Source organism: Shewanella woodyi ATCC 51908 (genome assembly GCF_000019525.1).
GTDB lineage: Bacteria > Pseudomonadota > Gammaproteobacteria > Enterobacterales > Shewanellaceae > Shewanella > Shewanella woodyi.
Genome location: NC_010506.1, coordinates 3,991,950 through 4,018,239, shown reverse-complemented (window position 1 = coordinate 4,018,239; position 26,290 = coordinate 3,991,950). Strand labels below are relative to the sequence as shown.

Below are 26,290 nucleotides of genomic sequence, written 5' to 3'. Positions count from 1 at the left end.
GAATGATCGATTTTTTATGGAACTTAGGTTCCTTTATCATTGCGTTAGGTATATTAATTACTGCACATGAATATGGCCATTTTTGGGTTGCCAGACGCTGTGGTGTTAGGGTCGAGCGTTTCTCTATCGGTTTCGGTAAGGCGATTTGGCGTAAAGTGGGTAAAGACGGGACAGAGTATGTCATCGCGCTTATCCCGCTTGGCGGCTATGTTAAGATGCTCGATGAGAGAGTCGATGATGTTCCTGAGGAGCTTAAAGAGCAGGCATTTAATCGCAAATCTGTGTGGCAGCGCATTGCTATCGTTGCCGCAGGACCGCTAGCTAACTTTATTTTCGCTATTATTGCTTTGTACTTTATGTATTTGATTGGTGTCCCATCAATCAAACCTGTCATAGATACCACTACAAAGAATACGCCTGCAGAGCTGATTCAGGTGCAAGAGCCGATGCAGATAACCTCTGTGGGTGGAAAAACAGTGAGAAATTGGGAAGAGGTGACCTATGCCTTAGTTGGTCATATTGGTGATCCAGAGATAGCGTTAACGCTTAGACCCATGAGCCAAAACAGTGAAGTTAACGACTCAACCCCGTTAAATTTAGGTAAAACCTATACATTAGATACTAAAAACTGGCAGTTTGATCCAGATAAAGAGTCGCCAATTACCTCATTAGGTTTAGGTATCTATAGGCCTGCTATTACACCAGTATTAGGCCTTGTTAGTCCAGATGGTGCTGCAGCAGCTGCCGGTATTGAAGTCGGCGACAGTTTAGTCTCAATGAATGGCGAGCCTTATCAGAGTTGGGATGGCTTTGTTGAAGTGATAAAGTCTTCTGCAAATAAACCTGTAGAGCTAATGGTGAGACGTGGTGGCGAGCAGCTTAAATTTATCGTTACCCCCCATGAAAGAAAAGGCGCTCAGGGCGAGATTGAGGGAGTGATAGGAATCGCTCCAACTCAAGCTGCTTGGCCTGAGAGCATGAAACTCCAGCTGGAATATGGTTTTATCGAATCTTTTGCGGTAGCGGCAGATAAAACATGGCAACTTGTCGATGTCAGCTTTAAGATGATTGGCAAGTTGATCTCCGGCGACGTTTCGGTGAAAAATTTAAGTGGACCAATATCCATTGCACAAGGTGCGGGTAGTAGTGCTAACTATGGATTGGTTTACTTTTTAGGTTTCCTCGCGTTAATCAGCGTTAACTTAGGTATTATCAATTTATTACCTTTACCAGTGCTTGATGGGGGACATCTGTTATATTACTTCGTTGAAGTGATCACAGGCAGGCCTGTACCAGAAAAGGTTCAGGAAATTGGATTCAGATTTGGGGCAGCTATGCTGCTAATGTTGATGAGCATTGCGCTTTTCAATGATTTCTCCCGACTCTGAGCAAGGACACACATATAATTAGAAGTGCTCTATGAGATTGAATAAACTTTTTGCCTCGATGGTATTAGTCGGTGCGTCTTTATCAGGGAACGGTTGGGCAGATACATTCCAGCCTTTTGAAGTCACAGATATTCAAGTTCAAGGTCTACAGCGTGTAGCTCTTGGTGCAGCCTTACTGACAATTCCAGTCAAGGTTGGTGATACTGTTGATGAACTTAAACTTCGTCAAGCGATCAAAAGCTTGTACGCCTCCACTAACTTTGAACATATTGAAGTGAGTCGGGATGGTGGGGTGTTGGTTGTTACGGTCAAAGAGAGACCAACAATCAGTGCCGTTACTTTCGAAGGCAACAAAGATATTAAAGATGAGCAGCTGCAGGAGAGCTTAGATGGATCCGGAGTGAAAACCGGTGAAGCACTCGACCGCACTATGCTGTCTGGTATCGAGAAAAGCCTACAAGATTTTTACTATGGTGTTGGTAAGTATGGCGCCAAAGTAGAAGCTCAAGTCATTAATTTGCCTCGTAATCGTGTTGAGTTAAAATTCAACTTTACCGAAGGTTTAGCTGCTGAAATTAAGCAGATTAACTTTGTTGGTAATGAAGTCTTCAGTGATGCAGAACTGACAGGCATGCTTGAGTTAAAAGACTTTGTGGCATGGTGGGATCTATTTGGTGAGCGTCGCTACCAGAAACAAAAACTGCAAGCAGATCTTGAAACCGTCAAATCTTTCTATCACAACCGTGGTTATATCCGCTTTGATGTGACCTCTACGCAAGTCACCATGACGCCGGATCGTAAAGGGCTCTACATCACGATTAACGTCAATGAAGGTGAGCCGTATAAGGTTAAAGAGGTTAACTTAACTGGTGACCTGATGGGACGTGAGAAGCTGATGAAAGCGATCCTTCCGATTAAAGCTGGGGATACCTATAATGGCGCCGATGTGACCTTTGCCGAAGAGATGTATGGCAAGTACCTTGGCCGTTTTGGTTACGCTTATCCAGAAGTGAAAACTTTCCCAGAAATTGATGATGAGACCAAAGAGGTCAGTCTGAACGTTAACATCAAGCCGGGTAAACGAGTTTATGTTCGTAGCATTAATTTTTCTGGTAACCAGGTAACTAAAGATGAGGTGATGCGCCGTGAGCTTCGTCAGATGGAAGGCGCTTGGTTAAACTCAGCTCAAGTTGAGCAATCAAAAGCTCGTCTGAATCGACTTGGTTATTTTGAAACTGTTGATACTGAAACGGTTCAAGTTCCGGGTACTGACGATCTAGTTGATGTTGCCTTTAATGTGAAAGAGCAGCCATCAGGCTCCTTTAATGCGGGTATTGGTTACGGTACTGAATCGGGCATGAGCCTGCAGTTTGGTGTGCAGCAGAGCAACTTCTTAGGTACAGGTAATCAGGCGGGTATTAACTTAAATACCAACAAGTATTCTAAGAACGTTAATCTCTCTTTCACCGATCCCTACTTTACTAAAGATGGGGTGAGCTTAGGTGGAAGCATCTACTGGAATGAGTTTGATGCAGATGAAGCGAACTTAGAAGCTTATAAAAACAGCTCATATGGTATTGCGGTTAACTCAGGTTTCCCGATTAACGAATATAACCGTATCAATGGTGGTTTAGGCTACCGTCATAACGAAATTTCTGAAATTTCAGCTTATGAGCAAGCACTGCGTTTCTATAATATCTATCGTGATAGTGACGATCCTAATGCATCTCTCTCTTTCGATAACTTTGAAGCAAACTTGGGCTGGTACCGTAGTACGCTAAACCGAGGGACTTTTCCATCGGATGGTTCATCACAGCGTTTAAGTACAAAAATGACCGTTCCTGGTTCAGATCTGCAGTATTTTAAAGCCGATTTAGATACTAGCTTCTATTTCCCAATCACTCGAAATCACAGCTTTGTGCTATTAACTAAGGCACGCTTGGGTTACGGTAATGGTTATGGTCAGTTTGAAGATAACGATCAGATCTTACCATTTTGGGAGAACTATTACTCAGGTGGTAGTAGCTCACTGCGTGGATTTAAGTCTAACTCAGTGGGGCCACGTTCATTTTATTTGACTCGCGGTTTAGAGCCTTGCTCACCAGATCCATCGGGTGATGGTTGTTACTTGCCAGGTGATCCTAACCAGATCCAGGTGAGTTCAGGTCGCTCTATTGGTGGTAATGCGATTGCAACTGCTAGCATGGAGCTTATAGTACCGACGCCTTTCTTAGATGAGGCATATACAAACTCAGTACGAACCAGTTTCTTCCTTGATGCGGGTAACGTATGGGACACCGAGTTTGATTATGATTCATATAGATACCTTCCGGCTCACGAATTTGATAAGCTAGAGGATTACTCAGATCCGGCTCGGATCCGTGCCTCATGGGGTATGAGTGTACAATGGTTGTCACCGATGGGACCTATGGTGTTTAGCCTGGCATGGCCACTTAAAGAGTATGAGGATGATCAAACTGAGATCTTCTCATTCAATATTGGTAAAACTTTCTAAATTCTAACTAATTAAATAAAGATATCTCGGCAAGTTTTGCTGAATACAAGGAGTATTTTTGATGAAAATGTTTAATCGCGCGATGACGGTTTTGGTTCTACTAGCAGCCCCTTTAGCTGCACAGGCAGAGAAGATTGCAGTTGTTGACATGCAGGCCGTTTTCGAACAGTTACCCCAGCGCGAGCAGGTAAGTAAAACACTGAAAACTGAGTTTGGCGATCGTGTTGCTAGCGTACAAAAGATGCAGGAAGATCTGCGCGGTATGCTAGAGAAGCAACAACGTGATGGTGCATTGATGAGCGAGACTCAGAAAACAGAGATGGTTCGTAAAATGGAGTCAATGAAGTCTGAGCTTCAACTTAAAGGTAAGGCGCTGGATGAAGATATGCGTCGTCGCCAAGGTGAAGAGCAGAACAAGCTATTAGTTAAGGTTCAGCAAGCTATCAACAAAATTGCTGAGAAAGAGAGCTATGACATGGTGCTGCAACGTGGTGCTGTGATCTATGTTAAGCCAACTGCTGACATTAGCAATAAAGTTGTTGATGCTCTAAGCAAAGGTTAACGACAAAGGCTAATTATTGATGAATAGCTACACGTTAAGAGAGCTTGCAGAAGCTCTCGACGCTGAGATTCAAGGTGATGAGACACTGGTTATTTCCAGTGTCGCGACACTGGAAAATGCTGCCCAAGGGCAGCTCTCTTTTTTAGCGAACCCTAAATATCGCGCTCAGCTTGAAACGACTCAAGCGAGCGCGGTGTTGATCTCACCAAAAGCACTTGATGGCTTTAGTGGTAATGCTCTGGTTTTGAATGACCCCTATGTGGGCTTTGCCAGGGTTGCTCAATTATTAGATACCACCCCTAAGTCAGCTGTTGGTATTCACGCATCTGCCGTCATTGATCCAAGTGCAAGCTTAGGTGAAGGTGTGGCTATTGGCGCTAATGCGGTGATTGGCGAGAATGTTATCTTAGGTGAAAACGTTCAAGTGGGTCCTGGTTGTGTTATCGGTCAAGAGTCTATTTTAGGATCTGGCACCCGCCTTTGGGCTAATGTGACTATCTACCACAATGTTCATCTTGGACAAGATTGTATTATTCATTCAGGTGCGGTACTCGGCTCTGATGGCTTTGGTTATGCGAATGAACGTGGTCAGTGGATCAAGATCCCACAAACCGGTGGTGTTCGTATTGGTAATCGTGTTGAGATAGGTGCCAGTACTACAGTCGATCGCGGCGCGATTGAGCATACAGAGATCCACGATGGTGTTATCCTTGATAACCAAGTACAGATAGCTCATAACGATATTATTGGTGAAAATGTTGCGATAGCAGGTAACTCTACTATTGCGGGCAGCACTAAGATTGGAAAATACTGTATTATAGGTGGAAATAGCGCGGTTGCTGGCCATCTAACGCTTGCTGATGGTACCCATGTTTCCGGTGGGACGAATGTCACTAGCGAAATTCGTGAGCCAGGTGTTTATACATCAACAAGTGTCGCGATGCCAAATAAATTATGGCGTAGAAATACCGTTAGATTTAAACAGTTAGATGAACTATTTCAACGAGTTAAGAGGCTCGAAAAAAGTGTTCAAACAGAGGATTAACTGCTTATAGGCAGTTTGAGGAATATTGAGTGTCAGAACAATTAAATACTATGGATATCAAAGAGATCATGAGCTTTTTGCCCCATAGATACCCGTTTCTATTGATTGATCGAGTGTTGGATTACACACCTGGTGAGACGCTGCATGCGATCAAAAATGTCACTATCAATGAACCTTTTTTCCAGGGGCATTTTCCGGTTCAACCTGTGATGCCTGGTGTACTTATCTTGGAAGCGATGGCACAAGCGACTGGCCTTCTAGCTTATAAGACCATGAAAGAAGCGTCTGAAGATTCATTGTACTATTTTGCTGGTATCGACAAGGCTCGTTTCAAGCGTGTTGTTGAGCCTGGCGATCAGCTTCATTTTGAAGTTAAGATGATTAAAGAGCGCCGAGGGATAGGGGTGTTCACTGGTGAGGTTAAGGTTGATGGCGAACTAGTTTGTTCGGCGGAGATCATGTGTGCTCGTAGAGAGATCAGCAAGTGATAGATAAATTAGCGTATATTCACCCTGATGCCAAAATTGGTAACAATGTCACTATCGGCCCATGGACCTATATCGGTGCAGGTGTTGAAATTGGTGATGACTGTTGGTTAAGTTCTCACGTTGTCGTGAAAGGGCCAACGGTTATTGGTAAGGGCAATAAAATATTTCAATTTGCCTCAGTGGGTGAAGATTGCCAAGACAAAAAGTACGCTGGTGAGCCAACACGTCTAATCATGGGTGATAACAATATCATTCGTGAATCTGTGACGATACATCGTGGCACGACCCAAGATAAAGGTGAAACCCGAATAGGCTCAAACAACCTGTTTATGGCTTATGTTCATATCGCCCATGACTGTGTTGTTGGCAACAATGTGATCATGTCTAACAATGCCTCTATTGCAGGCCATGTACATGTCGGCGATTGGGCTATTTTAGGTGGCTTGACCGGTGTACATCAGTTTGTCCATATTGGCGCCCATGCTTTTACTGCGGGTTATTCGCTTATTTTGCAAGATGTTCCTCCGTTTGTGATGGCATCTGGCCAGCCAGGTATTCCTCGTGGCTTGAACAGTGAAGGGATGAAGCGTCGCGGTTTCTCTAAAGAGAGCCAGATGGCGGTGAGAAGAGCGTATAAGACCCTTTATCGTAAAGGGCACACAGTTGAAGAGGCGGTAGCCGCTTTGGCTGAAGAGTCTGATGATGAACAAGTAAAGCTGTTAATCGACTTTGTGACTAGCTCCAGTCGTGGCATTATTCGCTAACTGTACACAGTAAGTTGTAACTATAGGAGCCCGTTGATAGACGGGCTCTTTACTTTATGCCTATTCGTGATACCTATCTGCGACAGTGGCTGAAAAGCAATAGACGCTCTTATCTGAGTGCATGTCGATATAGATTAATATTAACCTCTTTTTAAACGTAATTAAGACTGATCTTATGAGTGAACCTACACACCCTACATTTGCCATGGTTGCCGGAGAGCTCTCTGGAGATATATTAGGTGCTGGTCTGATAAAGGCGCTAAAGAAACAATATCCTAACGCCCGCTTTATCGGTATTGGTGGCCCCAAAATGGACGCTTTGGGCTTTGAGTCTCTCTTCTCCTTTGAAGAGCTTGCTGTGATGGGGATTGTTGAGGTGCTCGCTCGCCTGCCTAGATTATTGAAGGTGCGTAAAACATTAATCGATGAGATCTGTGCCATAAAGCCAGACTGCTTTATCGGTATCGATGCGCCGGACTTTAATATTGGATTAGAGTTAAAATTAAAAGATCGTGGTATTAAAACGGTTCACTATGTCAGCCCATCAGTCTGGGCTTGGCGTCCTAAACGTATCTTCAAGATAGCCAAAGCGACCAATATGGTTTTGTCCTTGTTGCCATTTGAAAAAGCGTTTTATGATAGACATGATGTCCCTTGTACTTTTGTGGGTCATACCTTAGCCGACGATATTCCAATGAGTAGTGATAAGAGTGCTGCCCGTCAACAGCTTGGACTTGACCCTGAACTTGAGTATTTGGCAGTCCTTCCTGGTTCAAGGGGCGGTGAGCTTAAGCAGCTCGCGGAGCCCTTTGTTAAAGCAGCGTCAATCATTAAGCAGCGATATCCAGATATTCATTTTGTGACCCCTCTTGTTAACGCTAAGCGGCGTGAGCAGTTTGAGGAAGCATTAAAGCTTTATGCCCCTAACCTTGAGATCACATTGGTTGAAGGTCAGTCACGTGAAGTGATGGCTGCAGCTGACTGTATTTTATTAGCTTCAGGTACAGCAACGCTTGAAGCTATGCTGGTGAAGCGTCCTATGGTGGTGGCGTATCGTGTTAATGCCATGACCTATAGCATTGCCAAGCGCATGATGCAGATAGATAAGTACTCTCTGCCTAATTTACTGGCCGGTGAGGATTTAGTGACTGAACTTATTCAAGAAAACTGCACCCCTGAGTTGATAGCGAGCTCTGTTTGTGAACAGCTTGATAGAGACTTTGCTCCCCTAAAGGAGAAGTTTATTAAGTTACATGAGCAGCTAAGATGTAACGCCAGTGAGCGGGCAGCCGATGCTGTGGTAAAACTGATTAATAGTGAGGCAAGCTGATAATGGCTGTATTTAAAGGTATTACCCCTGAGCAGATAGAGAGCCTATCTAGTGGTCTCCATGCTGGTGTTGATGAAGTTGGCCGTGGACCTCTTGTGGGAAATGTGGTCACTGCGGCTGTTATTTTAGATCCTAATAATCCGATTACCGGATTGAATGATTCTAAGAAGTTAACTGAAAAAAAACGTGAATTGCTATTTGCAGAAATACATGAAAAAGCACTTTGCATCAATGTGGGTCACGCTACACCTGATGAGATAGATGAGCTCAATATCTTGCATGCAACCATGCTAGCGATGCAGCGCGCAGTGGCTGGATTAGATATTAAACCTCTGTCTGTGTTGGTTGATGGTAACCGTACGCCCGCTTTTTATCACGGCGAGGAGACTGAAGATAGAATCGAAGCTCATGCGGTGGTAAAAGGTGATGGTTTAATCTCAGCGATTAGTGCTGCGTCGATTATTGCTAAGGTCATACGTGACAGAGAGATGGATCTACTGGATATGGAGTATCCACAATATGGTTTTGCAAAGCATAAAGGCTATCCGACCAAGGCACATTTTGAGGCACTTGAGTTACATGGGGTATTGCCCGAGCATAGAAAGAGTTTTCGACCAGTAAAAGAGCGATTAGCTAAGCGCTAAGTTTACATGCTATCTCTTGAGCCTATCACTCTGGCTTGGTCTGTTTGACTCTGTTAATCTTTCATAAGCTGTCACTTCCATCTTTATTATATTAAGTATTTAAAAAATATGTCTGATCCCAGTTTTGTCCATTTACGTGTCCACAGTGATTTCTCTATGTCAGATGGATTGGCAAAAGTTAAGCCAATTATCGGTAAAGTATCAGAACTTGGCATGCCAGCCGTTGCACTGACAGATCAAACTAACCTGTGTGGTTTGGTAAAGTTCTATGAAGCGTGTCACGGGGCTGGGATTAAACCACTTATTGGTTCGGACTTTTGGGTCAAGGTCCCAGGTTTTGATAAGAATCTTTGCGCTGTTACTGTGTTAGCGATGAATAATGAGGGTTATAAGAATTTAACCTTGTTGATCAGTGATGCCTATCTTAGGGGACATATTGATGACAGAGCGGTTATCGATCATGAGTGGCTAGCAAAGTATTCTGAGGGGATAATTCTTCTATCTGGTGGCCGCCAAGGAGATATAGGTCAGGCTCTATTAAAAGGCAATTTGCCTCAGGTTGAATCATTGGTCGAGTTTTATCAGACCCACTTCCCCGATAGATATTATCTTGAGTTACTGCGTACAGGACGTCCAGATGAGGAGCGTTACCTGCATATGGCAGTTGAGCTTGCAGAGGTCAAAGGCCTGCCTGTCGTTGCCACTAACCAAGTTGTATTCAATACCCCTGAACTGTTTGAAGCCCATGAGATCCGCGTAGCTATCTCTGATGGTTTTACCTTAGCCGATCCCCGCCGCCCTAAAAAATACAGTGCGGAGCAGTATTTTAAAAGCAGCGAGCAGATGTGTGAGCTGTTTGAAGACATTCCAGAAGCGATTGAAAACACCGTTCAGATAGCTAAACGCTGTAACGTGACAGTAAGATTAGGCGAGTATTTCCTGCCTAACTTTCCCACAGGTGAGCTTACCATTGAGGACTTCTTAGTTGCGGTTTCTGAAAAGGGACTTGAAGAGCGTCTTGAGTTTCTTTTTCCTGATCCTGAAGTAAGAGCTGAAAAACGCCCTAAATATGATGAGCGTCTTGATGTCGAACTTAAAGTAATTAACCAGATGGGATTCCCTGGTTACTTCTTGATCGTAATGGAGTTTATTCAGTGGGGTAAGGATAATGATATCCCTATCGGTCCCGGTCGAGGCTCTGGTGCGGGCTCGTTAGTGGCTTATGCCCTTAAAATTACCGATCTTGATCCACTGGAGTATGAGCTTCTTTTCGAACGATTCCTTAACCCTGAGCGTGTCTCTATGCCGGATTTCGATATCGATTTCTGTATGGATAGACGAGACGAGGTGATCGATCACGTTGCTGAGCTTTATGGTCGCGACGCGGTGTCGCAAATTATCACCTTCGGTACCATGGCTGCAAAAGCGGTTATTCGAGATGTAGGACGCGTGCTCGGTCACCCCTATGGTTTCGTTGATCGGATCTCTAAAATGGTGCCAGCAGAACCTGGCATGACCTTAGCCAAAGCGTTTGAGGTTGAGCCTGCACTGCAGGAGTCTTATGACGCTGATGAAGAGGTGAAAGACCTTATTGATATGTGTCGCATCCTTGAAGGTGTGACACGTAACGCAGGTAAGCACGCGGGTGGTGTGGTTATCTCGCCGACGACAATCACTGACTTTGCGCCAATCTATTGTGATGCAGAGGGACAAAACCCGGTTACTCAGTTTGATAAGAACGACGTAGAAACCGCAGGCTTGGTTAAGTTTGACTTCTTAGGTCTGCGAACCCTGACTATTGTCGACTGGGCCTTGCAGATGGTCAATGCCAAGAAAGATAAACTTGGGGAGGAGCGAGTTCGAATCGAGTCGATTCCCCTTGACGACCCAGCAAGCTTTAGACTGTTACAACGATATGAAACTACGGCAGTATTTCAGCTGGAATCCCGAGGGATGAAAGATCTGATTAAACGCCTACAACCAGATTGCTTTGAAGATATGATCGCACTGGTAGCGCTATTTAGGCCAGGTCCACTGCAATCGGGCATGGTAGATAACTTTATCGAGCGTAAGCATGGTCGTGAGGCGGTTTCATATCCAGATTCTGAGTACCAACACGAGTCTCTTCAGTGGGTGCTCGAGCCAACCTACGGCATTATTCTCTATCAAGAGCAGGTGATGCAGATTGCACAGGTTCTTGCTGGCTACACCTTGGGCGGCGCGGATATGCTCCGTCGTGCTATGGGTAAGAAAAAACCCGAAGAGATGGCGAAACAGCGCGGTACTTTCGAAGAGGGCTCTATCAATAATGGTGTCGATGGCCCATTGTCGATGAAAATTTTCGATCTGGTAGAGAAGTTTGCAGGTTACGGTTTTAACAAGTCACACTCGGCTGCATACGCTCTGGTGTCCTATCAAACACTTTGGTTAAAGACCCATTATCCTGCTGAGTTTATGGCTGCGGTAATGTCGGCAGATATGGATAACACTGACAAGATTGTTATTTTAGTCGATGAGTGTGAGCGAATGGAGATGCCGCTTCTTCCGCCGGATGTGAATAAGGGTTTACTTAAGTTTAACGTCGATGATGAAGGCAATATCGTTTACGGTATCGGCGCGATTAAAGGAGTGGGCGAGGGGCCGGTTGATTCAATTCTTGCTGCTCGAAAAGATGGCCCCTTTAAAGACTTGTTCGACTTTTGTGCTCGTGTCGATCTGAAAAAACTCAATAAGCGCATTATGGAGAAGCTCATCTGTGCTGGCGCATTAGATACCTTAGGTCCTCATCGTGCAGCGATGATGGCCACTTTGCCAGAAGCGATACGTGCTGCGGATCAAAATGCCAAAGCGGAAGCGATAGGCCAACACGATATGTTTGGTCTGTTAAATTCAGATCCAGAGGATATAAAACAGCAGTTCGTAGAGTGCACGCCTTGGCCTGATAAAGTTTGGCTGGAGGGGGAGAGAGAGACGTTAGGTTTATACCTGACGGGTCACCCGATCAATCAGTATCTCAAAGAGTTAAAGCACTACACCTCATGCCGTCTTAAAGATATACATCCGACAGAGCGTGGTAAAACCATGAAGGCGGCGGGTCTTGTTGTCGCGACCCGCGTTATGATGACCAAGCGCGGCTCAAAGATGGGACTGGTAACCTTAGACGATAAGAGTGCGCGCCTTGAGGTGATGTTATTTACCGAAGCGTTTGAAAAATTCAATCATCTTTTGGAGAAAGATAGGATCCTCATTATCGAAGGCGAAGTCAGTTTCGATGATTTTGCTGGCGGCAACCGCATGACCGCTAGAAACATTATCGATATGGGGGAAGCACGTAGCCACTTTGCCAGTGCCGTTGAGGTTGATATCGAGAGTCATGCTATATCCACCGATTGGCTCGATCAGTTTCAGGGGGCGATTGAACCTTGGAAAAACGGTGCGGTACCTATCATGGTCAACTATAGCCAACCTCAGGCTAAAGCCCAGTTTAAGCTAGGGGATAGCTGGCGAGTTAATCCAACGGATGAGCTGATGTTAGCGTTGGAAACATTAACTGGTGCGGGTAAAGTCAGGATCTTATTTTAATCATGACCGAGCCTAGTTTTAATACATCAGCCTTGATTGAAGAGAGTATTAAGTCTGCGAAGATCAATGTTGGTGCTAAGTTAGTACTGGCTTACAGCGGAGGGGTTGACTCAGAAGTACTAGCTCAAGGTCTATCCTTATATGCTAAATCGCACCCAGAGTTCCGTTATCTGTTAGTGCATGTTCACCATGGGCTGAGTCGTAATGCCGATGCTTGGGTAACACATTGCCAGAAGCAAGCGCTAGATTATCAACTTCCGATCGAGGTTGTTCAGGTTCAGGTAAAAACAGGTCCTAGACTTAGCATTGAAGCAGAAGCTCGTCGCGCACGTTATAAGGCGATAACGTCCTTGATGGACAGTGCAGATGTGTTGTTAACTGCGCACCACTTAGATGACCAATTAGAGACAGTCCTGTTAGCACTAAAGCGTGGGCTAGGGCCTAAAGGTCTGTCAGCTATGGGTGCATTGCAGGTGTTCGATGGGGATAAGCAACTGCTCCGCCCCTTACTGAATGTCAGCCGTGAGCAGATAGAAGCCAAGGCTGCGAGCCTATCTCTGCCGCATATCGAAGATGAAAGTAATACTGATGATAAGTATGACAGGAACTTTTTACGTCTGCAGATCATCCCTAAGTTAAAATCTAGATGGAGCGCTATTGCGACGACTGCAAGCCGTAGTGCAGCCCTTTGTGCTCAACAACAAGCGGTCATTGATGATGAGGTAAGTGCTCGCTTACCTAACTTCATTGAGCTGGTGCCATACGGCGAAGGAACTGCATTAAATCTGGACTTATTAAGCCATCAAACTCCCAATTGGCAGGCATTGTTGCTTAGAGGGTATATTGAGAGCTCTGGCTTTGCCCCTGTATCTCAAATCCAGCTTGAACAGTTATTGTCTCAGTTACTGACCGCTAAGCCTGATGCTAACCTTGAAGTGAGAATCGCTGATATGTTGGTGCGCAGGTTTAGAGAGAAAGCATACCTAAGCTCATACAGACCCCATAAGCCAAAATCACTGGAGAGTATTGAGCTGACTCTTGAGAGTGAAGTTCATTTCGTTCAAGAGATAAACATTCCGCTCTTATCTAATATCAGAGTTGAAGTGCTTGAGGATGATGGGGGAGAGAGAGTTCGTCTGCCATTGATTGAGGAAAAGGTATCGGTTCGTTTCTCTGCTGTTGGCAGTTTGCGTTGCCATCCACATAACAGACAAAAGGGCAGGGAACTTAAAAAACTTTGGCAGGAGTATGGGGTGCCGCCCTGGGAGAGGGAGCGAGTCCCACTTATTTTTTATAATGAAAAGCTTGTCTGCGCTGTTGGTTATTGGGTTGAGCACTCTTTTCAATCTGCAGAGCATGAAACGGGTTTACGTTTCTCGATAGCTATTGTTTCTAATGAGTGTGAGTCGATTTAGATTTCATCGACTTTAAAGCATCGTCGACCAGCGGCTTTTGCTCGATATAGCGCCTTATCTGCGCGTTCATAAACATCGGTTGCGGTCTCATCTTGTTTCCATTGGGAGACCCCTAAACTGGTCATAGCTTGGTACTTCTCAAACAGACTATGGCTTGAGATGGAGGTTAAAACTCGCTCACAAAGAACACTTGCCGCTTTGACATCACCCCTGACAATCACCACAAACTCATCACCACCGACACGAAATGCCTGATCAGTATCTCTGATGGCCGAAGTGAGCAGTTGACCAAACTCTGAGAGTACCTCATCACCTAAAAGGTGGCCGTAACTGTCATTGAGTTTTTTAAAGTTATCTAAGTCCAATATAACAATAGAGAGGGGATTATCATGTCGACTAGAGGTCGCAATGGCCTTTTTTAAACTTTCGGCATAATAATGTCGATTACCAAGCTTAGTTAAAGAGTCATACATGGCTTTTTGTGATATATCTTGAAACTGGATAGCATTAAACAGAGGCAACAAGACTAAGGTTTGCATTGTCTGTAATCGCTGGGATTGAGAGGGAGTTAATGGGCTTTTCAGTGAGTATGTTAAGTTTGCAGCCTCTCCTGAAAAAGCGAGCTGCTGAGTAACTTTGATCCCCTGAGTCCTTCCCCAGTTAAATTGGTGGCGTTTAAAGGTCATCTGTACGCCATCAATGGGCAAGTATTGTCCCATTATCTTGCCGAAGCAGGCAAAAACTGTCCTAGGATCTAAACTTTCATGTAAGTGTTGAATTATTTTCACCAAATCAGGTTCGGGATCATTCACCTGATATATTTCAGGTTGATATCGATACTCTTCCGGTGAAAACTCTGCTGCTAAGCCAAAGTCCATAATTTGCACTCCATATTACGCGGACTTGTTTAAATAATAAATCCTCTACAATAGAGAAATACAAGCAATATACATGCCTAAATATTTGTTAATTAAATTTGTCTTTATTTGTCATTCAGTTAATCTTTCAGGTGTCGGTAGGTAAATCGGTTAGTCACTTTTTTGACTGGGAGAATTTTTAGCATGGAACATAGCTTTCTTATCCAAGTTCTAATGATGCTTGTGATTGCCATCATCTCCATCGCCATATTAAGACGTGCAGGTTTGCCCGCGATTTTGGCTTATCTACTCACTGGCGTCATCAGCGGACCTTCGGGATTCAACTGGTTTAGCCAGCAGCAGATGCACTCAGTTGCTGAGTTAGGTGTGGTTCTACTTATGTTCAGTTTGGGGCTTGAGTTTTCTCTGCCCAGACTATGGGCCATGAGACGAACCGTATTTGGCTTAGGTAGTGCGCAAGTGGTGATAACCGCAGCTCTGGCAACCTGTATTGCCCTGCTTAGTTCATTGACCATTGTTGAATCCGTTGTTGTGGGCTCAGCGATTGCCCTGTCATCGACGGCAATTGTATTGAAGTTACTCAATGAGCAGGGCTGGCTAAGGCGCAGGCATGGTGAGCTCTCTGTCAGTGTTCTGTTATTTCAAGACTTAGCCGTGGTGCCGCTGCTTATCTTACTCCCCTTGTTGGCCTCCGGTGAAGATGTGCTCTCTTTTAAGAGTGTTGCTTGGGCGATGGCTGAAGGCGGCTTAATCTTTGCGGCCTTAATGGCATTTGGTAAATGGGGATTACCGAGAATGTTTGATGAGGTAGCCCGCTCCCGTTCAAACGAACTCTTTATGCTCTCAACCTTAGTGGTGGCATTGTTAACTGGCGCTTTGACCCAATGGTTAGGCCTCTCAATGGCGCTTGGGGCCTTTTTGGCTGGTATGTTGTTGGGGGAGAGTCAGTATAAAGGTCAGCTTGAAGCGGATATTCGCCCCTTTAGGGATCTGCTGATGGGCCTCTTTTTTATCTCCATAGGTATGCTTTTGGACTTCTCTTTGGTGGTCGATTACTGGGGAGAGATCTTAATCCTGCTGTTTGCGGTTATTTTAGGTAAAGCTTGGGTGATTTTTGCTCTGCTACGTTTTGCCCGTGAATCCTTTAGAACATCAATATCCACGGCGTTGACTTTAGCTCAGGTGGGGGAGTTTAGTTTTGTTGTGTTGGCACTGGCGGTTAATTATCACCTTTTAGATATCGTGTTAAGCACTAAGCTTGTGATGGTAGCCGTTCTCTCAATGGCGCTTGCTCCTTGGCTGGTACGCCACAGCGTCGATATTGCTCGAGTTATGCAGGGGGTTAGGCCAAAAGAGATTGAGGCGCCCTTGATTGTACCTAGTATTGAGCATGATGAAGACCATGAAAAGGATTTGGTGTTGATATTAGGCTATGGCCGTGTCGGTCAGACTATTGCGCGCTTTATGAAGACAGAAGCGGTGCCCTTTTTGGTGCTTGATCTGGATCCTACCCGGGTTTCTGAGGCGAGAAAAGCGGGGGAGCCTGTTTACTTTGGTGATGTGTGTAAGCGCAGTATCTTAAAGCAAGCCAGAATCAAAGAGGCGAAGCTTATCGTCTTAACTTTCAGTGATAGCCGGATCCTTGAGGAGGTGCTACCTCTGTGTCGCTACCTTGCTCCCGATGCAAAAATTTTAGTGAGAACACGTGATGATAGCAACCTTGAGGAGCTTGAAGCTGCAGGGGCCAGTCAGGTAATTCCTGAGAGTTTAGAGGGAAGTTTGATGTTGGTGTCTCAAGTACTCTATCAGTGTGGTGTACCTTTAACCCGTATTTTAAAAAGGCTTGAGTTTGAACGTCGTAATCACTATCAGTACCTCCATGGTTTCTTCTCCGGTTCAGAAACTGATATTACCTTAGAGCATCTTCACGCCGTGGCGCTTCCTAAGGGCGCGCATGCTGTTGGTCTCACACTTGGTGAGATCCCTTGGGGTAAGCTCAGGGTTGAGCTTCGAGCGGTAAGACGTTGCGGCGCTGAGATAGAAAAGCCTGAAATGGATTGGAAGATCCGTTCTGCCGATACGCTTATTTTACTTGGAAAGCCACGTCGAATAGAGAAAGCGGAGCATTACCTCCTACAGGGATAGCGAGGATAGGTGGCTCATTTTCAATATCTTGTTACTTTTCGCTGGTGTTACACCCTGTTAACAAGTTGGATATGGTGTTAGCCTAGTTGCGATAAAATGAGTAACAGGGAATGTCATGTTTAAAAAAATACTAAAGTATACTGGTTTGGGCTTGCTGATTTTGCTGCTCAGCGGAACGGCGCTGGCTGCACACGAGTGGTATGCCAAGAAGCCGTTTTTCTTTCGTGCGTTTTTAGATCGCACCTTAATTAAAATCGCATTTGATAGTCCTGAAACCTTAACGTCACTGGGATTTCTGGAGTCGGTGGGTATTAAGGGTCACAACGCTGAGTTAGATGATGATAGGCCTGAAAAGGGAGATGAGCTATTTGCTCAGCTCGATACCATACATGAAACTTTACTGAGCTATGAAGATTCAGGGTTAGATGAAAACCAACTATTATCGAAAGAGATAGCCCTATATCTGTTAGATTTTTCCTCGCAAGCTAAAGCATATCGCTATCATAACTATCCAGTGAATCAGCTGTTTGGTGTGCAAAATGGTTACCCTAGCTTTATGGAAGCACAGCATAGAGTAGAAACCGTTGAAGATGCTGAAAATTATCTATCCAGATTAGAGAAAGTGAAACTCAAGTTTGAACAGAATCTATTAGGGTTAAGGCTCAGAGAGCAGAATGGGATCATCCCTCCTCGTTTCGTTATCGACCGTGTCCTTACTGAGATGACAGACTTTGTTGAAACGCCAATTAGCGAAAATATTCTCTATACCTCATTGGAAACTAAGCTTGCAGAAGCTAAAGAGATCCCGATTAAGGAGCAAGCGGAGCTGTTAGCTCAGGCCGAAGAGAATATTCGAGAGTACGTCTACCCTGCATATGGACTATTTATCGATTACTTTGCTGGTATTGCTGGTAAGGCTGGCAGCGATGATGGTTTATGGCGTTTGCCAAATGGTGATAAAGCCTATCAACTCTCGCTGAACTTCTTTACCACAACCGATTATAGTGCTGATGAGGTCCATCAAATGGGTCTATCTGAGGTAGCACGTATTCAAAGTGAGATAATGGCCATTCTCAAGGGCGAAGGGTTTGATACTTCGGCTGGTTTTTCTCAAGCAATCGAAACATTAGCAGCAGATCCTAAATTCTACTATGAAGATAGTGATGAGGGCCGAGCGCAGATATTAGTTGATTACCAAAAGATCCTTGATGAGATCAATGCCGGACTCGATGATGCTTTCCGTATCCGACCTAAAGCTGGTATGGAGGTGGTACGTATTCCTGAGTTTAAGGAAAAAACCGCTCCAGGTGCTTATTATCAACAGCCAGCTATTGATGGTAGCCGTCCTGGTCGATTTTTTGCCAACCTTTACGATATTAAAGCAACGCCTAAATACGGTATGCGAACCTTGGCTTATCATGAAGCGATTCCCGGTCATCACTTTCAGGTAGCGGTGGCGATGGAGCTGGAAGGGATGCCTTTTATTCGTAAGATGGCGCCTTTTACTGCTTATACTGAAGGTTGGGCACTCTACTCTGAACAAGTGGCTTGGGAGTTAGGTTTTCAGGATGATCCTTTCGATAATATCGGCCGTCTGCAGGCAGAACTTTTCCGAGGTGTGCGCTTAGTTGTCGATACAGGGATCCATGAGAAACGTTGGACGCGGGAGCAGGCTATTGAGTATATGAAACTCAATACTGGAATGGCCGAGACAGACGTGATTTCTGAAATTGAGCGTTATATCGTGATGCCGGGCCAAGCTACCTCTTACAAGGTAGGGATGATGAAAATTTTAGCTCTGCGCGAAAAGGCCAAGTTAGCATTGGGTGAAAAGTTTAACCTTAAAGATTTCCATGATGTGGTCTTAAAAAATGGCCCTGTTCCTCTGGATATCTTGGAGCGCTTGGTTGATAAATACATTGCTCAGGGAAGCGCAGTAAGCCGAGTTTAAATCTGTTCAACTAGTTAGAATTAAAAAGCAAAGCCCTAGTTTACTCCCTAGTGCTTTGCTTTTTTCGTTAAAGGAGCGTTATGTCCCATTATCTAGTCTTACTGCTGCTGGCGCCTTTGTTGGCTTTACAGGGGATTTATGTACGTCGAACCAGCTTGGTGCTGCCTGAGGCGGCTGGAGAGCGATCTGGGAGTATAGGCAAGGGAGAGAAGCTAAAGGTATTGATTGCTGGTGATTCTGCAGCTGCTGGAGTGGGTGTCGATAAACAAGATAGAGCATTAACAGGCTATTTAACTCGTGAACTGGCAAAAGATCACTGTGTCACTTGGGCTCTTATTGCCAAATCTGGCAGCAATACCCAAGATCTTATTAAGCATCTTAGTAAAGTTAAAGGGGAAAAGTTTGATGTGGTATTACTCTCGTTAGGAGTTAATGATGTGCTGACTCCATTGAGCGCATCAAAATGGCAAGGACAACTTGGGCGATTGACTCAAGTGCTCCACCATGATTTTGGTGCCAAGCAGGTCTGGTTCACTTCGGTGCCTCCAATGGAGAGATTTCCCTTGTTACCTCAACCTTTACGCTGGTTTTTAGGTAGAAGAGCTCAGGAGTTTAATCGCGTATTGGCATCATATGTTGAGCAAGCTGAGTGTTGTGGGCTGGTGGACCTTAGTGTTCACTTGCCTAAACAAGAGCCAGACTCGATTAAATGTGCAAAGGTTAGCGCCATGGCCGCTGATGGATTTCACCCCGATGAGTCCCTATATCAGTTATGGGGAAGCAGCGCAGCTAGAGTGATTGATAAACAGATAAAACTAAATAGCGTCGCTTAAAGCTAGAGCAGGCTGAATCACTGCTCTATCTCAAAGAAATCTCTAATCTCATCGATTTGGCACATGGCATCTTGATACCCTAAATCGATTAAGGCTGAGCAGTAAGATTTTTCGAATAATAGGTAGGAGACAATACTTGAATCGGTTTGTTGGTTGATACCGATAGGTCTGAGCATCGACTTAACTGCGAAGGGCATCTCATTATAATACCGTGAGGCCAGCTTACTTAAATCTTCACTGGGTTTGATCACCAAGGTTTGGATCTGAGTTAACGGCAGCTTTTTGGTATCCTCCTCTGGGATTAAAGAGAGGGTATTATTTATCCGCTCTAGCCTTTCCAGATCGCTGTTAAGTGTATCCGAGAAGATGGTATCTAATAGGTGACCTGCGATGGTGGCGGTTTTTGGATGATGTTCAAGCTCCTGAGACTGCTGCTTATGAGGACTCTCAAGGTTGATCACAAATAATTTCTTTGCCCCAAGGTGAATAGGACTGCTTAAGGGAGCCAATTGATGCACTGAGCCATCGCCATAATAGCCTTGATTGAGCTTTACCGAGGGAAATACTAGCGGAATCGCTGAACTTGCCAGTAAGTGATCAGTATTGAGCTGAGTTCGCTGACCACTGCGCCTGTCTCTATGCCACTGGGCTATATCGTGGTTGCCTTGAAAGAAGGTGACAGAGCGGGCGCTGTTATAACAGGAGGTATCGATACTTAGAGCGCTGAGCGCACCACTGCCAATATTTCTATCGATGCGAGCAAAATTAATCAGCTCATTTAACAACCCCCTTAATGGCTCACTGTTAAATAGACTCCCAGCATTGGTATTGACCTTGTCATCTTGCATACTCATCAAGAGCATCTTGCCTAAATGCTTTAGTACTCCTGACATGGATGCACTGTAGATTTTATCGGTGCGAAAGTTACGCCAAACCCATTCCAGTTTTCTAACACCGAGATGAAAGCAGGAGGCATGAGTCGCGATTGAAGTGCCATTGATTGCACCAGCAGAGGTGCCGCAAATTATCTTAAAGGGGATGCCATGATTTCTGGGGTAGAACTGGACAATGGCCTTGAGCACACCTATTTGATAAGCCGCACGCGCACCACCACCTCCAAGAACTAATGCTGTTTTCTCTGGCACCATAACTCCATTAAAATTATTCTTTCTTTACAGTTAGTAAAGCTAATATCGAATTTCAAATCAAGGGGATTATTCGAAGTCGCTTAATTGTGATGATTAAAATAGTGATAGGAAGTTATTTTTCAGTACCTCCTCAAGAGTGGTTCATAACCTTAGGGTATGCCTTGAGACTAGAATGGAATGGAGAACGCTGGCGGTAACGTGTTAATTCTTTTATGGTAAAAGTTAATAATAACAACGTAATTATTAACTCCTATGTCGATTAACGCTACCCATAAAAAGAATAGCCGGATTTGTTTTTTTCTTTTCATTGTGCTGTTTAGCCTGCCAGCACTGAGTGAGGTGATCTCAGTGCAAGGCAGAGTGCTCGATGATGCCTCTCGGCCCATTAAAGGCGTTGTTATTGAAGTGCAGGGCTTAAGTAGGACAAGTACAAATAGATTGCCTCCTTCTCACAGCGTGACCACTGATGTGAATGGGCGTTTTACTATCAATCAACCTGAATCTTTGTTTCAGTTAACGCTTGATAGCCAAGGTTTTTACCCCTCTATTCACTCTTTTAGTCTGAGGGAGTTGGTGCAAAATGATGGCACTATCCCGACCATCAAGTTGACAGAGAAAAGATCTGGTCGTGTCATGTTAGCGTTTGGCGGCGATGTCATGATGGGCAGACGTTTTTTTAAACCTTACTTTGATGATCCTGTACAGCTTCATGATAAGAGTCTGTTAGATGACAGTCGAAAAGTTGTGGAGCAGATGAAACCATATCTGAGTTTAGCAGACCTTGCTGCGGTGAATCTTGAGACTCAAATTGCGACTGAGACGCCAGAGAAGAAAGCTAAAAAGTCGGTGGTTTTCTTTAGTCAACCAGCGTTGTTATCAGCACTTTCTTGGGCTGGAGTTGACTATGTAACTTTAGGTAATAATCATACTTATGATTATTTGGGATCTGGGCTGGATTCAACACTAAAATACCTTTCACAAAGTTCGTTAGGCTATTCTGGCGCGGGAAAAACATCCAGTGATGCATTAAAAGCCCATAGAGAAATAATCAATGGTCAGCCATTTTCGATGCTGGGCTATGTCGGATGGGAAGGCGGTGCGAAGATCGGTCAAGCGGCGACAGCAGATCATGGCGGCGCCGCATATGGTAGCTTAGAGAATATCGTCTCAACCGTGAAGCGTGAGATGAATGCGAGCCGTCATACTGTGGTGCAATACCATGGGAGTTTAGAGTATAAAAACGAGCCTACTGGGGTGACAGAGCAGAGACTGAAATCTGCGATTGATGCTGGGGCATCGCTTGCTATAGCCCATCATCCCCATGTTGCTCAAGGGCTAGAGTTATACCAAAACCACTTGATTGCTTACTCCATGGGTAATTTTATATTCGATCAAAATTTCAATTCGACACAACTCAGTTTTATCTTGTATGTATGGCTTGATGAGGGAGAGTTTCACCGTGCTGAGATTGTTCCCATCTATCTTAAAGGCTATAAACCCACCCCAGCTATCGGTTTACAACGATATTACGTGATGAAACGTTTATCTGAGCTTTCAGCAAAGCGAAATACTTATATCAAGGGATCTGGAGGACATGGGGTTATCGAGTCTGATAATAAAAGGGAGTTAAAAGCGCAGTACAGTAAAACAGTTCAGCATAGTGGTAGTAGTCGGCTATTGAGCCTGAGCACTTCACATTGGGGGGACAGGCTCACTGGCGTTGTGATGGAGGATGAGCTGTTGCAGTATCGACTTGGGGTGAATCTTATCAATGGTAGCGACTTTGAACACTATGCTGATTTCGATAGCAGCGACCGAACTTGGCTGATTGATGCTAAAAGCTATCGCTTTAATGTAGATGAGAGTAAAAAGAGGAGCAATCTCAATGGTAATACTAGCCTTGAGCTAACTGTTGATGAGCGAGCTTGGTTGGGCATGAAGCACTTTAGGCGTGTTTATAACCCTAGTTCACCGATGACGATACAGACTCAGATTAATACGGCGACACCTGCGACACTGAATTTCTACTGGCAAGGGCGTAAAACGCGTCAAAAACTTTTTGATGCTTTTGAAAACAGTGAAAAAGAGTTGATCCAGTCCGTGAATATATCGGGTAAGAGAGGCTGGCAAACCATTATTGCAGACTTTAACTCTCCAAGAGTTGGTTATAAAAGCTACCGAGTGTTAGTCGAGGTCGTGCCAACATATCAAGATAGTCAAACACAGGAGCAAATCATAGAGTTTGACGACTTCTCTTTAATCGAGTGGCAAAGTGCTTATAGCAGTAACTCAAAGCCTAACGGTTTCCATTTCGGTGAGACGCAAGCCAGTGTGATTGGTTTCAATAAAGCACCATTGCAGCCAGTAGTGTTGAATTTTAATTAGTGTTGGTTTTTATTGAAGGGTTAGTTTATTTGTGACTAAATTAACCCTTAAATAAGGGCTAAAGTTTGATTAGTTGATCCGCTTCGATGTTGGACTCTAAGTCCACTCCACCCCAAAGTTGTTCATTGAAGGGTTGCATGAGGCCATTATCAATATCGAAACTCACCAGCCTATCCTCTTTGACTAATAAAGGGCCATCAAGGTCGATATATTTTGCAAAAGGAGTGAGTAAAAAAGCGGGAGCCATGGCCAGTGAACTGCCCACCATACAGCCTAGCATGATGTCGAAGCCCATCTCTTTAGCTTGCGCCGCAAGAGCAACGGCTTGGTTTAATCCGCCAGTTTTATCCAGTTTGATATTGACGACATCATACTTGCCTGAAAGTGCAGAGAGATCCTTGACGGTGTGGCAAGACTCATCGGCGCATAACGCAATATTGATAGTTAAACTTGCAAGTGCTTCATCTTTTTCTGCGGGTAAGGGTTGCTCAATCAGTACCACGTTTAGCGCAGCAAGTTTATCTGCACATAATTTTAAATCTTCAATAGACCATGCTTCATTCGCATCCACAATAAACTGACTATGGGGAGCCATAGCATAGATAGCTGTCATCTTTTCAACGATGTCGATATTGTCGAGTTTAACCTTAATTAATGGCGCTTTTGCTAAGGGTTTAGCCGCTTCTGCCATTGCCTCTGGAGTGTCGATACTCAAGGTCTGCGCTGTGATCACAGCGCGTGTTTTTGGTAAATTAAAGCGAGCCTGTGTTGCTATGCCGGTTAATTTTGCTTGAAGATCTAAGTAGGCGCAATCCAGTGCATTTTGAGCGGCACCTTGACTATGGGCTGAGATGGCGTTGGCAAAGTCGGTAAACCGCTTAGCGTGAGTACAGACGGTTTTGATACTTGATATGATGCCTTCAATGGTTTCTCCATATCGAGCATAGGGGACGGATTCACCCCATCCGATAACTCCTTGATACTTAATTATTACCACGATCACCTGTGCGGCGTTTTTTGCACCGCGAGCGATTCTAAAAACCTGCTTAAGAGGAATCGACTGCTGAATTGCGATTAGCTCAAAATCTTCTCCGTAGAAGTGGAGCCGTTTAGTTGAGTCGATCATGCTCTTTTCGCCATATCTGTTATTTTTTCACCATGGTTTTTTAATGAGCTATCATTCGTTGCTGTGATTTTAGGTGGGGGGAGCTGTAGGTGACTAACGATACTTGTAACACCATCACGCAGAGGATCGACGCAGGCCAAACCGAACTTTTGACCTATAGCTCGACAGATCTCCTGCCCTTTTTTGATAGAGACACTTGAGGTGTTTATTGCGATGCCTGCGATATAGACATTGGGGTTAGTGAGCCTTGCTGCTTGTAAATTTAAGTTGATAGTGTCGGCAATTGAGGGGAACTGACTATTTGGTAGTCCACGCATATGGCTTCGGTTAAGTGCGTGACAAATGACGATCGCATCGGGCTGTGAGCCATGAAGTAAGCCTAAGCTGACGCCTGCAAAGGCTGGGTGTGACAGTGAACCTTGCCCCTCAATGATATCCCAATGCTCATCTTTATTATCTGGGGATAACGACTCCGTCGCACCTGAGATAAAATCAGATATGACACAGTCGATAGCCACACCTTTACCTTTAATCAGGATCCCGCACTGACCTGTAGCCCTAAAATCAACATCAAGTTGTTGGGCTTTCATCTCTTTTTCTAAGGCAAGTGAAGTGTACATCTTTCCTACTGAGCAATCGGTGCCCACAGTTAGCAAGCGTTTACCACTGCGTTTTTCACCTGTCCCTGTTTTAAATGATTGTTGTGGATGGCGGATATCAATGAGCTGTCTGCCCAAGTTACTAGCAAGTTGAGCTAAGTCGTCAATGTCTGCCAGTTTCTGATGTAATCCGCTGACAACATCCAATCCCTGTTCTAGTGCTTGCTTAATCACATCGTGCCATTTGGCATCAAGTACGCCGCCGCTATTGGCAAATCCTAATACAAATGATTTAGCTCCCATTTTTGCTGCTTGTTCGATAGAGAGCTGTGGTAGACCGGTTGTGACTGTGCAGCCTGTGACGCTAAGTTCGCCTAAGCACTGATCTGGACTCCAGTCGACAGGGCCTTGTGCCATTTTGATTGAGAGCTTGTCTGTGGCATCGCCGATAAAGAGGAGATAGGGAGCTTTTATCATGGGATGATGACCCTTATTATTAAGTGTAATTGCGATTAATTACAGCTTAGCGGATCTATAATTTGGATAAATTTGAAAGAGTTATCATGGCTATAACTCAAGGTTATAGGTTGCTGTAAGGCTATGATATTACACTGGTTAAATAATTTAAAAACTCTTTGTTAGCGGAAGATAAATTGCTGTTCTCTAAGTGTAATGCACTGATACTAAACTCTAATGGTGGGTCAAATGAAGCCATTGCCGTATTTGGGGATAGATTGCCAAGGGCGGTAAGTTTATCGACCACACACAGTCCAATATTTTGCGCCACTATTCTGGCTGCAAGGAAATAGGTTTGTACCCTAATATTGGGGGTTATATTGATATTCTCTTCAAGCATTCGAGTCCAGAGTAGATCCCCAAGTGGACCGCTATCTCCGATGTCGATAAATTCATGTTCGCTCAGCTCTGCAAAAGAGAGTTTAGTGGGGCAGTGCGGGAACAGTGCCTTAGGGTAAACGATGGTGAGTTCTGAGCGAGCCAGTTCTATCTCATTGAGACCAGGTTGTTTATCCGGGGAGAAGACAATGGCAAGGTCGCACTTTCTTTCAAGCAGGGTGTGCATCACCGATTCATTGTGAATGGTCTGCAATTGAATACTCACTGCAGGGTGATCACGATGAAAGTTGGCCACGGCTTCTGGAATGCTGTCAAAACCAAGTGCAGGGGTAAGCCCTATTTTGATGCTTCCAAATTCTGATTTTTTAATATTGTTAGCCGTGTTTTTAATGGATCTTAATTGTTGATAGATTTTATCAACATCACCAAATAATATTTTTGCTTCTTCGGTGGGCGTCAATCGCCCTTTTACTCGGTTGAATAACTGAAATCCCAACTGCAGCTCGGCGTGTGACAGCACCTTACTGACTGAGGGTTGAGACACATGCAAGATTTTAGCAGCATTGGTGATAGAGCCTGTGGTGTAGATGGCGTGAAATATCTCTATGTGTCTAAGTCTCATGTATTTTCCTTAAAT

Annotated in this window: 19 protein-coding genes; 14 read left to right on the top strand and 5 right to left on the bottom strand. The window is 44.5% G+C overall.

Features of this window, described 5'->3' with window-relative positions; genetic code table 11:
• Positions 1-2 precede the first annotated feature (2 nt).
• From rseP to tilS, 10 genes are all read left to right on the top strand, one after another.
• Entirely contained in the window at positions 3-1,388 is a 1,386-nt protein-coding gene (gene rseP / locus SWOO_RS16850) for a sigma E protease regulator RseP (protein WP_012325880.1), read from the top strand.
• Between the two features lie 31 nt (positions 1,389-1,419).
• On the top strand, positions 1,420-3,903 hold the full coding sequence (gene bamA, locus SWOO_RS16845; RefSeq protein WP_012325879.1) for an outer membrane protein assembly factor BamA: 2,484 nt from the start codon (positions 1,420-1,422) through the stop codon (positions 3,901-3,903).
• Positions 3,904-3,970: 67 nt separating this feature from the next.
• Positions 3,971-4,465: an OmpH family outer membrane protein gene (locus tag SWOO_RS16840; RefSeq protein WP_041418226.1), complete on the top strand. Its 495-nt coding sequence runs from the start codon at positions 3,971-3,973 to the stop codon at positions 4,463-4,465.
• A gap of 19 nt (positions 4,466-4,484) precedes the next feature.
• Entirely contained in the window at positions 4,485-5,510 is a 1,026-nt protein-coding gene (gene lpxD, locus SWOO_RS16835) for a UDP-3-O-(3-hydroxymyristoyl)glucosamine N-acyltransferase (protein WP_012325877.1), read from the top strand.
• Between the two features lie 29 nt (positions 5,511-5,539).
• The gene (fabZ, locus tag SWOO_RS16830) at positions 5,540-5,998 is read left to right on the top strand and encodes a 3-hydroxyacyl-ACP dehydratase FabZ (RefSeq protein WP_012325876.1); all 459 of its coding nucleotides are present in this window, start codon (positions 5,540-5,542) and stop codon (positions 5,996-5,998) included.
• Positions 5,995-6,762, top strand: coding sequence for an acyl-ACP--UDP-N-acetylglucosamine O-acyltransferase (gene lpxA / locus SWOO_RS16825; RefSeq protein WP_012325875.1), 768 nt, complete (start codon positions 5,995-5,997; stop codon positions 6,760-6,762). The genes fabZ and lpxA overlap by 4 nt, the downstream gene beginning before the upstream one ends.
• 175 nt (positions 6,763-6,937) lie before the next feature.
• On the top strand, positions 6,938-8,092 hold the full coding sequence (gene lpxB / locus SWOO_RS16820) for a lipid-A-disaccharide synthase (RefSeq protein WP_012325874.1): 1,155 nt from the start codon (positions 6,938-6,940) through the stop codon (positions 8,090-8,092).
• Positions 8,093-8,094: 2 nt separating this feature from the next.
• Complete coding sequence (gene rnhB / locus SWOO_RS16815) at positions 8,095-8,736, top strand: ribonuclease HII (RefSeq protein WP_012325873.1); 642 nt, start codon at positions 8,095-8,097, stop codon at positions 8,734-8,736.
• A 108-nt stretch (positions 8,737-8,844) separates the two neighbouring features.
• Entirely contained in the window at positions 8,845-12,318 is a 3,474-nt protein-coding gene (gene dnaE, locus SWOO_RS16810) for a DNA polymerase III subunit alpha (protein WP_012325872.1), read from the top strand.
• Positions 12,319-12,320: 2 nt separating this feature from the next.
• Positions 12,321-13,733 (top strand): tRNA lysidine(34) synthetase TilS, encoded by a 1,413-nt coding sequence (tilS, locus tag SWOO_RS16805; RefSeq protein WP_012325871.1) that lies wholly within the window; start codon positions 12,321-12,323, stop codon positions 13,731-13,733.
• Here tilS and dgcS read toward each other — a convergent pair.
• Positions 13,730-14,611: a diguanylate cyclase DgcS gene (gene dgcS, locus SWOO_RS16800; protein WP_012325870.1), complete on the bottom strand. Its 882-nt coding sequence runs from the start codon at positions 14,609-14,611 to the stop codon at positions 13,730-13,732. The two genes, tilS and dgcS, sit on opposite strands and share 4 nt — an antisense overlap.
• Before the next feature lie 183 nt (positions 14,612-14,794).
• Between dgcS and SWOO_RS16795 the strand changes: the two genes are divergently transcribed.
• The 3 genes from SWOO_RS16795 to SWOO_RS16785 all read left to right on the top strand — a co-directional run bounded on the left by SWOO_RS16795 (position 14,795) and on the right by SWOO_RS16785 (position 19,540).
• Positions 14,795-16,756 carry a cation:proton antiporter domain-containing protein gene (locus tag SWOO_RS16795; protein WP_012325869.1) on the top strand — a complete coding sequence of 654 codons (1,962 nt, stop codon included), beginning with the start codon at positions 14,795-14,797 and terminating at the stop codon, positions 16,754-16,756.
• Between the two features lie 115 nt (positions 16,757-16,871).
• Positions 16,872-18,707, top strand: a complete 1,836-nt coding sequence (locus SWOO_RS16790; protein WP_012325868.1) for a DUF885 domain-containing protein — start codon at positions 16,872-16,874, stop codon at positions 18,705-18,707.
• Between the two features lie 80 nt (positions 18,708-18,787).
• The gene (locus SWOO_RS16785; protein WP_012325867.1) at positions 18,788-19,540 is read left to right on the top strand and encodes an SGNH/GDSL hydrolase family protein; all 753 of its coding nucleotides are present in this window, start codon (positions 18,788-18,790) and stop codon (positions 19,538-19,540) included.
• Positions 19,541-19,557: 17 nt separating this feature from the next.
• Here SWOO_RS16785 and SWOO_RS16780 read toward each other — a convergent pair whose 3' ends face one another.
• The gene (locus SWOO_RS16780; protein WP_012325866.1) at positions 19,558-20,685 is read right to left on the bottom strand and encodes a patatin-like phospholipase family protein; all 1,128 of its coding nucleotides are present in this window, start codon (positions 20,683-20,685) and stop codon (positions 19,558-19,560) included.
• Between the two features lie 255 nt (positions 20,686-20,940).
• Between SWOO_RS16780 and SWOO_RS16775 the strand changes: the two genes are divergently transcribed.
• Complete coding sequence (locus tag SWOO_RS16775) at positions 20,941-23,073, top strand: CapA family protein (RefSeq protein WP_012325865.1); 2,133 nt, start codon at positions 20,941-20,943, stop codon at positions 23,071-23,073.
• Between the two features lie 58 nt (positions 23,074-23,131).
• Here the strand turns inward: SWOO_RS16775 and SWOO_RS16770 are convergent, their stop codons facing one another.
• The 3 genes from SWOO_RS16770 to SWOO_RS16760 form a co-directional block, all read right to left on the bottom strand.
• A complete protein-coding gene (locus tag SWOO_RS16770; RefSeq protein ID WP_012325864.1) occupies positions 23,132-24,199 on the bottom strand; it encodes a dipeptide epimerase in 1,068 nt (355 codons plus the stop codon).
• Positions 24,196-25,275 (bottom strand): N-acetyltransferase DgcN, encoded by a 1,080-nt coding sequence (gene dgcN / locus SWOO_RS16765; RefSeq protein WP_012325863.1) that lies wholly within the window; start codon positions 25,273-25,275, stop codon positions 24,196-24,198. The genes SWOO_RS16770 and dgcN overlap by 4 nt, the downstream gene beginning before the upstream one ends.
• Positions 25,276-25,396: 121 nt before the next feature.
• Positions 25,397-26,275: a LysR family transcriptional regulator gene (locus SWOO_RS16760; RefSeq protein WP_012325862.1), complete on the bottom strand. Its 879-nt coding sequence runs from the start codon at positions 26,273-26,275 to the stop codon at positions 25,397-25,399.
• Positions 26,276-26,290 lie beyond the last annotated feature (15 nt).

Coding starts and splice junctions, on each gene's coding strand:
- rseP (WP_012325880.1), top strand. CDS start 3: ATGATCGATTTTTTATGGAACTTAGGTTCCTTTATCATTGCGTTAGGT.
- SWOO_RS16840 (WP_041418226.1), top strand. CDS start 3,971: ATGTTTAATCGCGCGATGACGGTTTTGGTTCTACTAGCAGCCCCTTTA.
- lpxB (WP_012325874.1), top strand. CDS start 6,938: ATGAGTGAACCTACACACCCTACATTTGCCATGGTTGCCGGAGAGCTC.
- SWOO_RS16790 (WP_012325868.1), top strand. CDS start 16,872: ATGTTTAAAAAAATACTAAAGTATACTGGTTTGGGCTTGCTGATTTTG.
- SWOO_RS16775 (WP_012325865.1), top strand. CDS start 20,941: ATGTCGATTAACGCTACCCATAAAAAGAATAGCCGGATTTGTTTTTTT.
- rnhB (WP_012325873.1), top strand. CDS start 8,095: ATGGCTGTATTTAAAGGTATTACCCCTGAGCAGATAGAGAGCCTATCT.
- bamA (WP_012325879.1), top strand. CDS start 1,420: ATGAGATTGAATAAACTTTTTGCCTCGATGGTATTAGTCGGTGCGTCT.
- SWOO_RS16785 (WP_012325867.1), top strand. CDS start 18,788: ATGTCCCATTATCTAGTCTTACTGCTGCTGGCGCCTTTGTTGGCTTTA.
- dgcS (WP_012325870.1), bottom strand. CDS start 14,611: ATGGACTTTGGCTTAGCAGCAGAGTTTTCACCGGAAGAGTATCGATAT.
- dnaE (WP_012325872.1), top strand. CDS start 8,845: ATGTCTGATCCCAGTTTTGTCCATTTACGTGTCCACAGTGATTTCTCT.
- lpxD (WP_012325877.1), top strand. CDS start 4,485: ATGAATAGCTACACGTTAAGAGAGCTTGCAGAAGCTCTCGACGCTGAG.
- SWOO_RS16795 (WP_012325869.1), top strand. CDS start 14,795: ATGGAACATAGCTTTCTTATCCAAGTTCTAATGATGCTTGTGATTGCC.
- tilS (WP_012325871.1), top strand. CDS start 12,321: ATGACCGAGCCTAGTTTTAATACATCAGCCTTGATTGAAGAGAGTATT.
- SWOO_RS16770 (WP_012325864.1), bottom strand. CDS start 24,199: ATGATCGACTCAACTAAACGGCTCCACTTCTACGGAGAAGATTTTGAG.
- SWOO_RS16760 (WP_012325862.1), bottom strand. CDS start 26,275: ATGAGACTTAGACACATAGAGATATTTCACGCCATCTACACCACAGGC.
- dgcN (WP_012325863.1), bottom strand. CDS start 25,275: ATGATAAAAGCTCCCTATCTCCTCTTTATCGGCGATGCCACAGACAAG.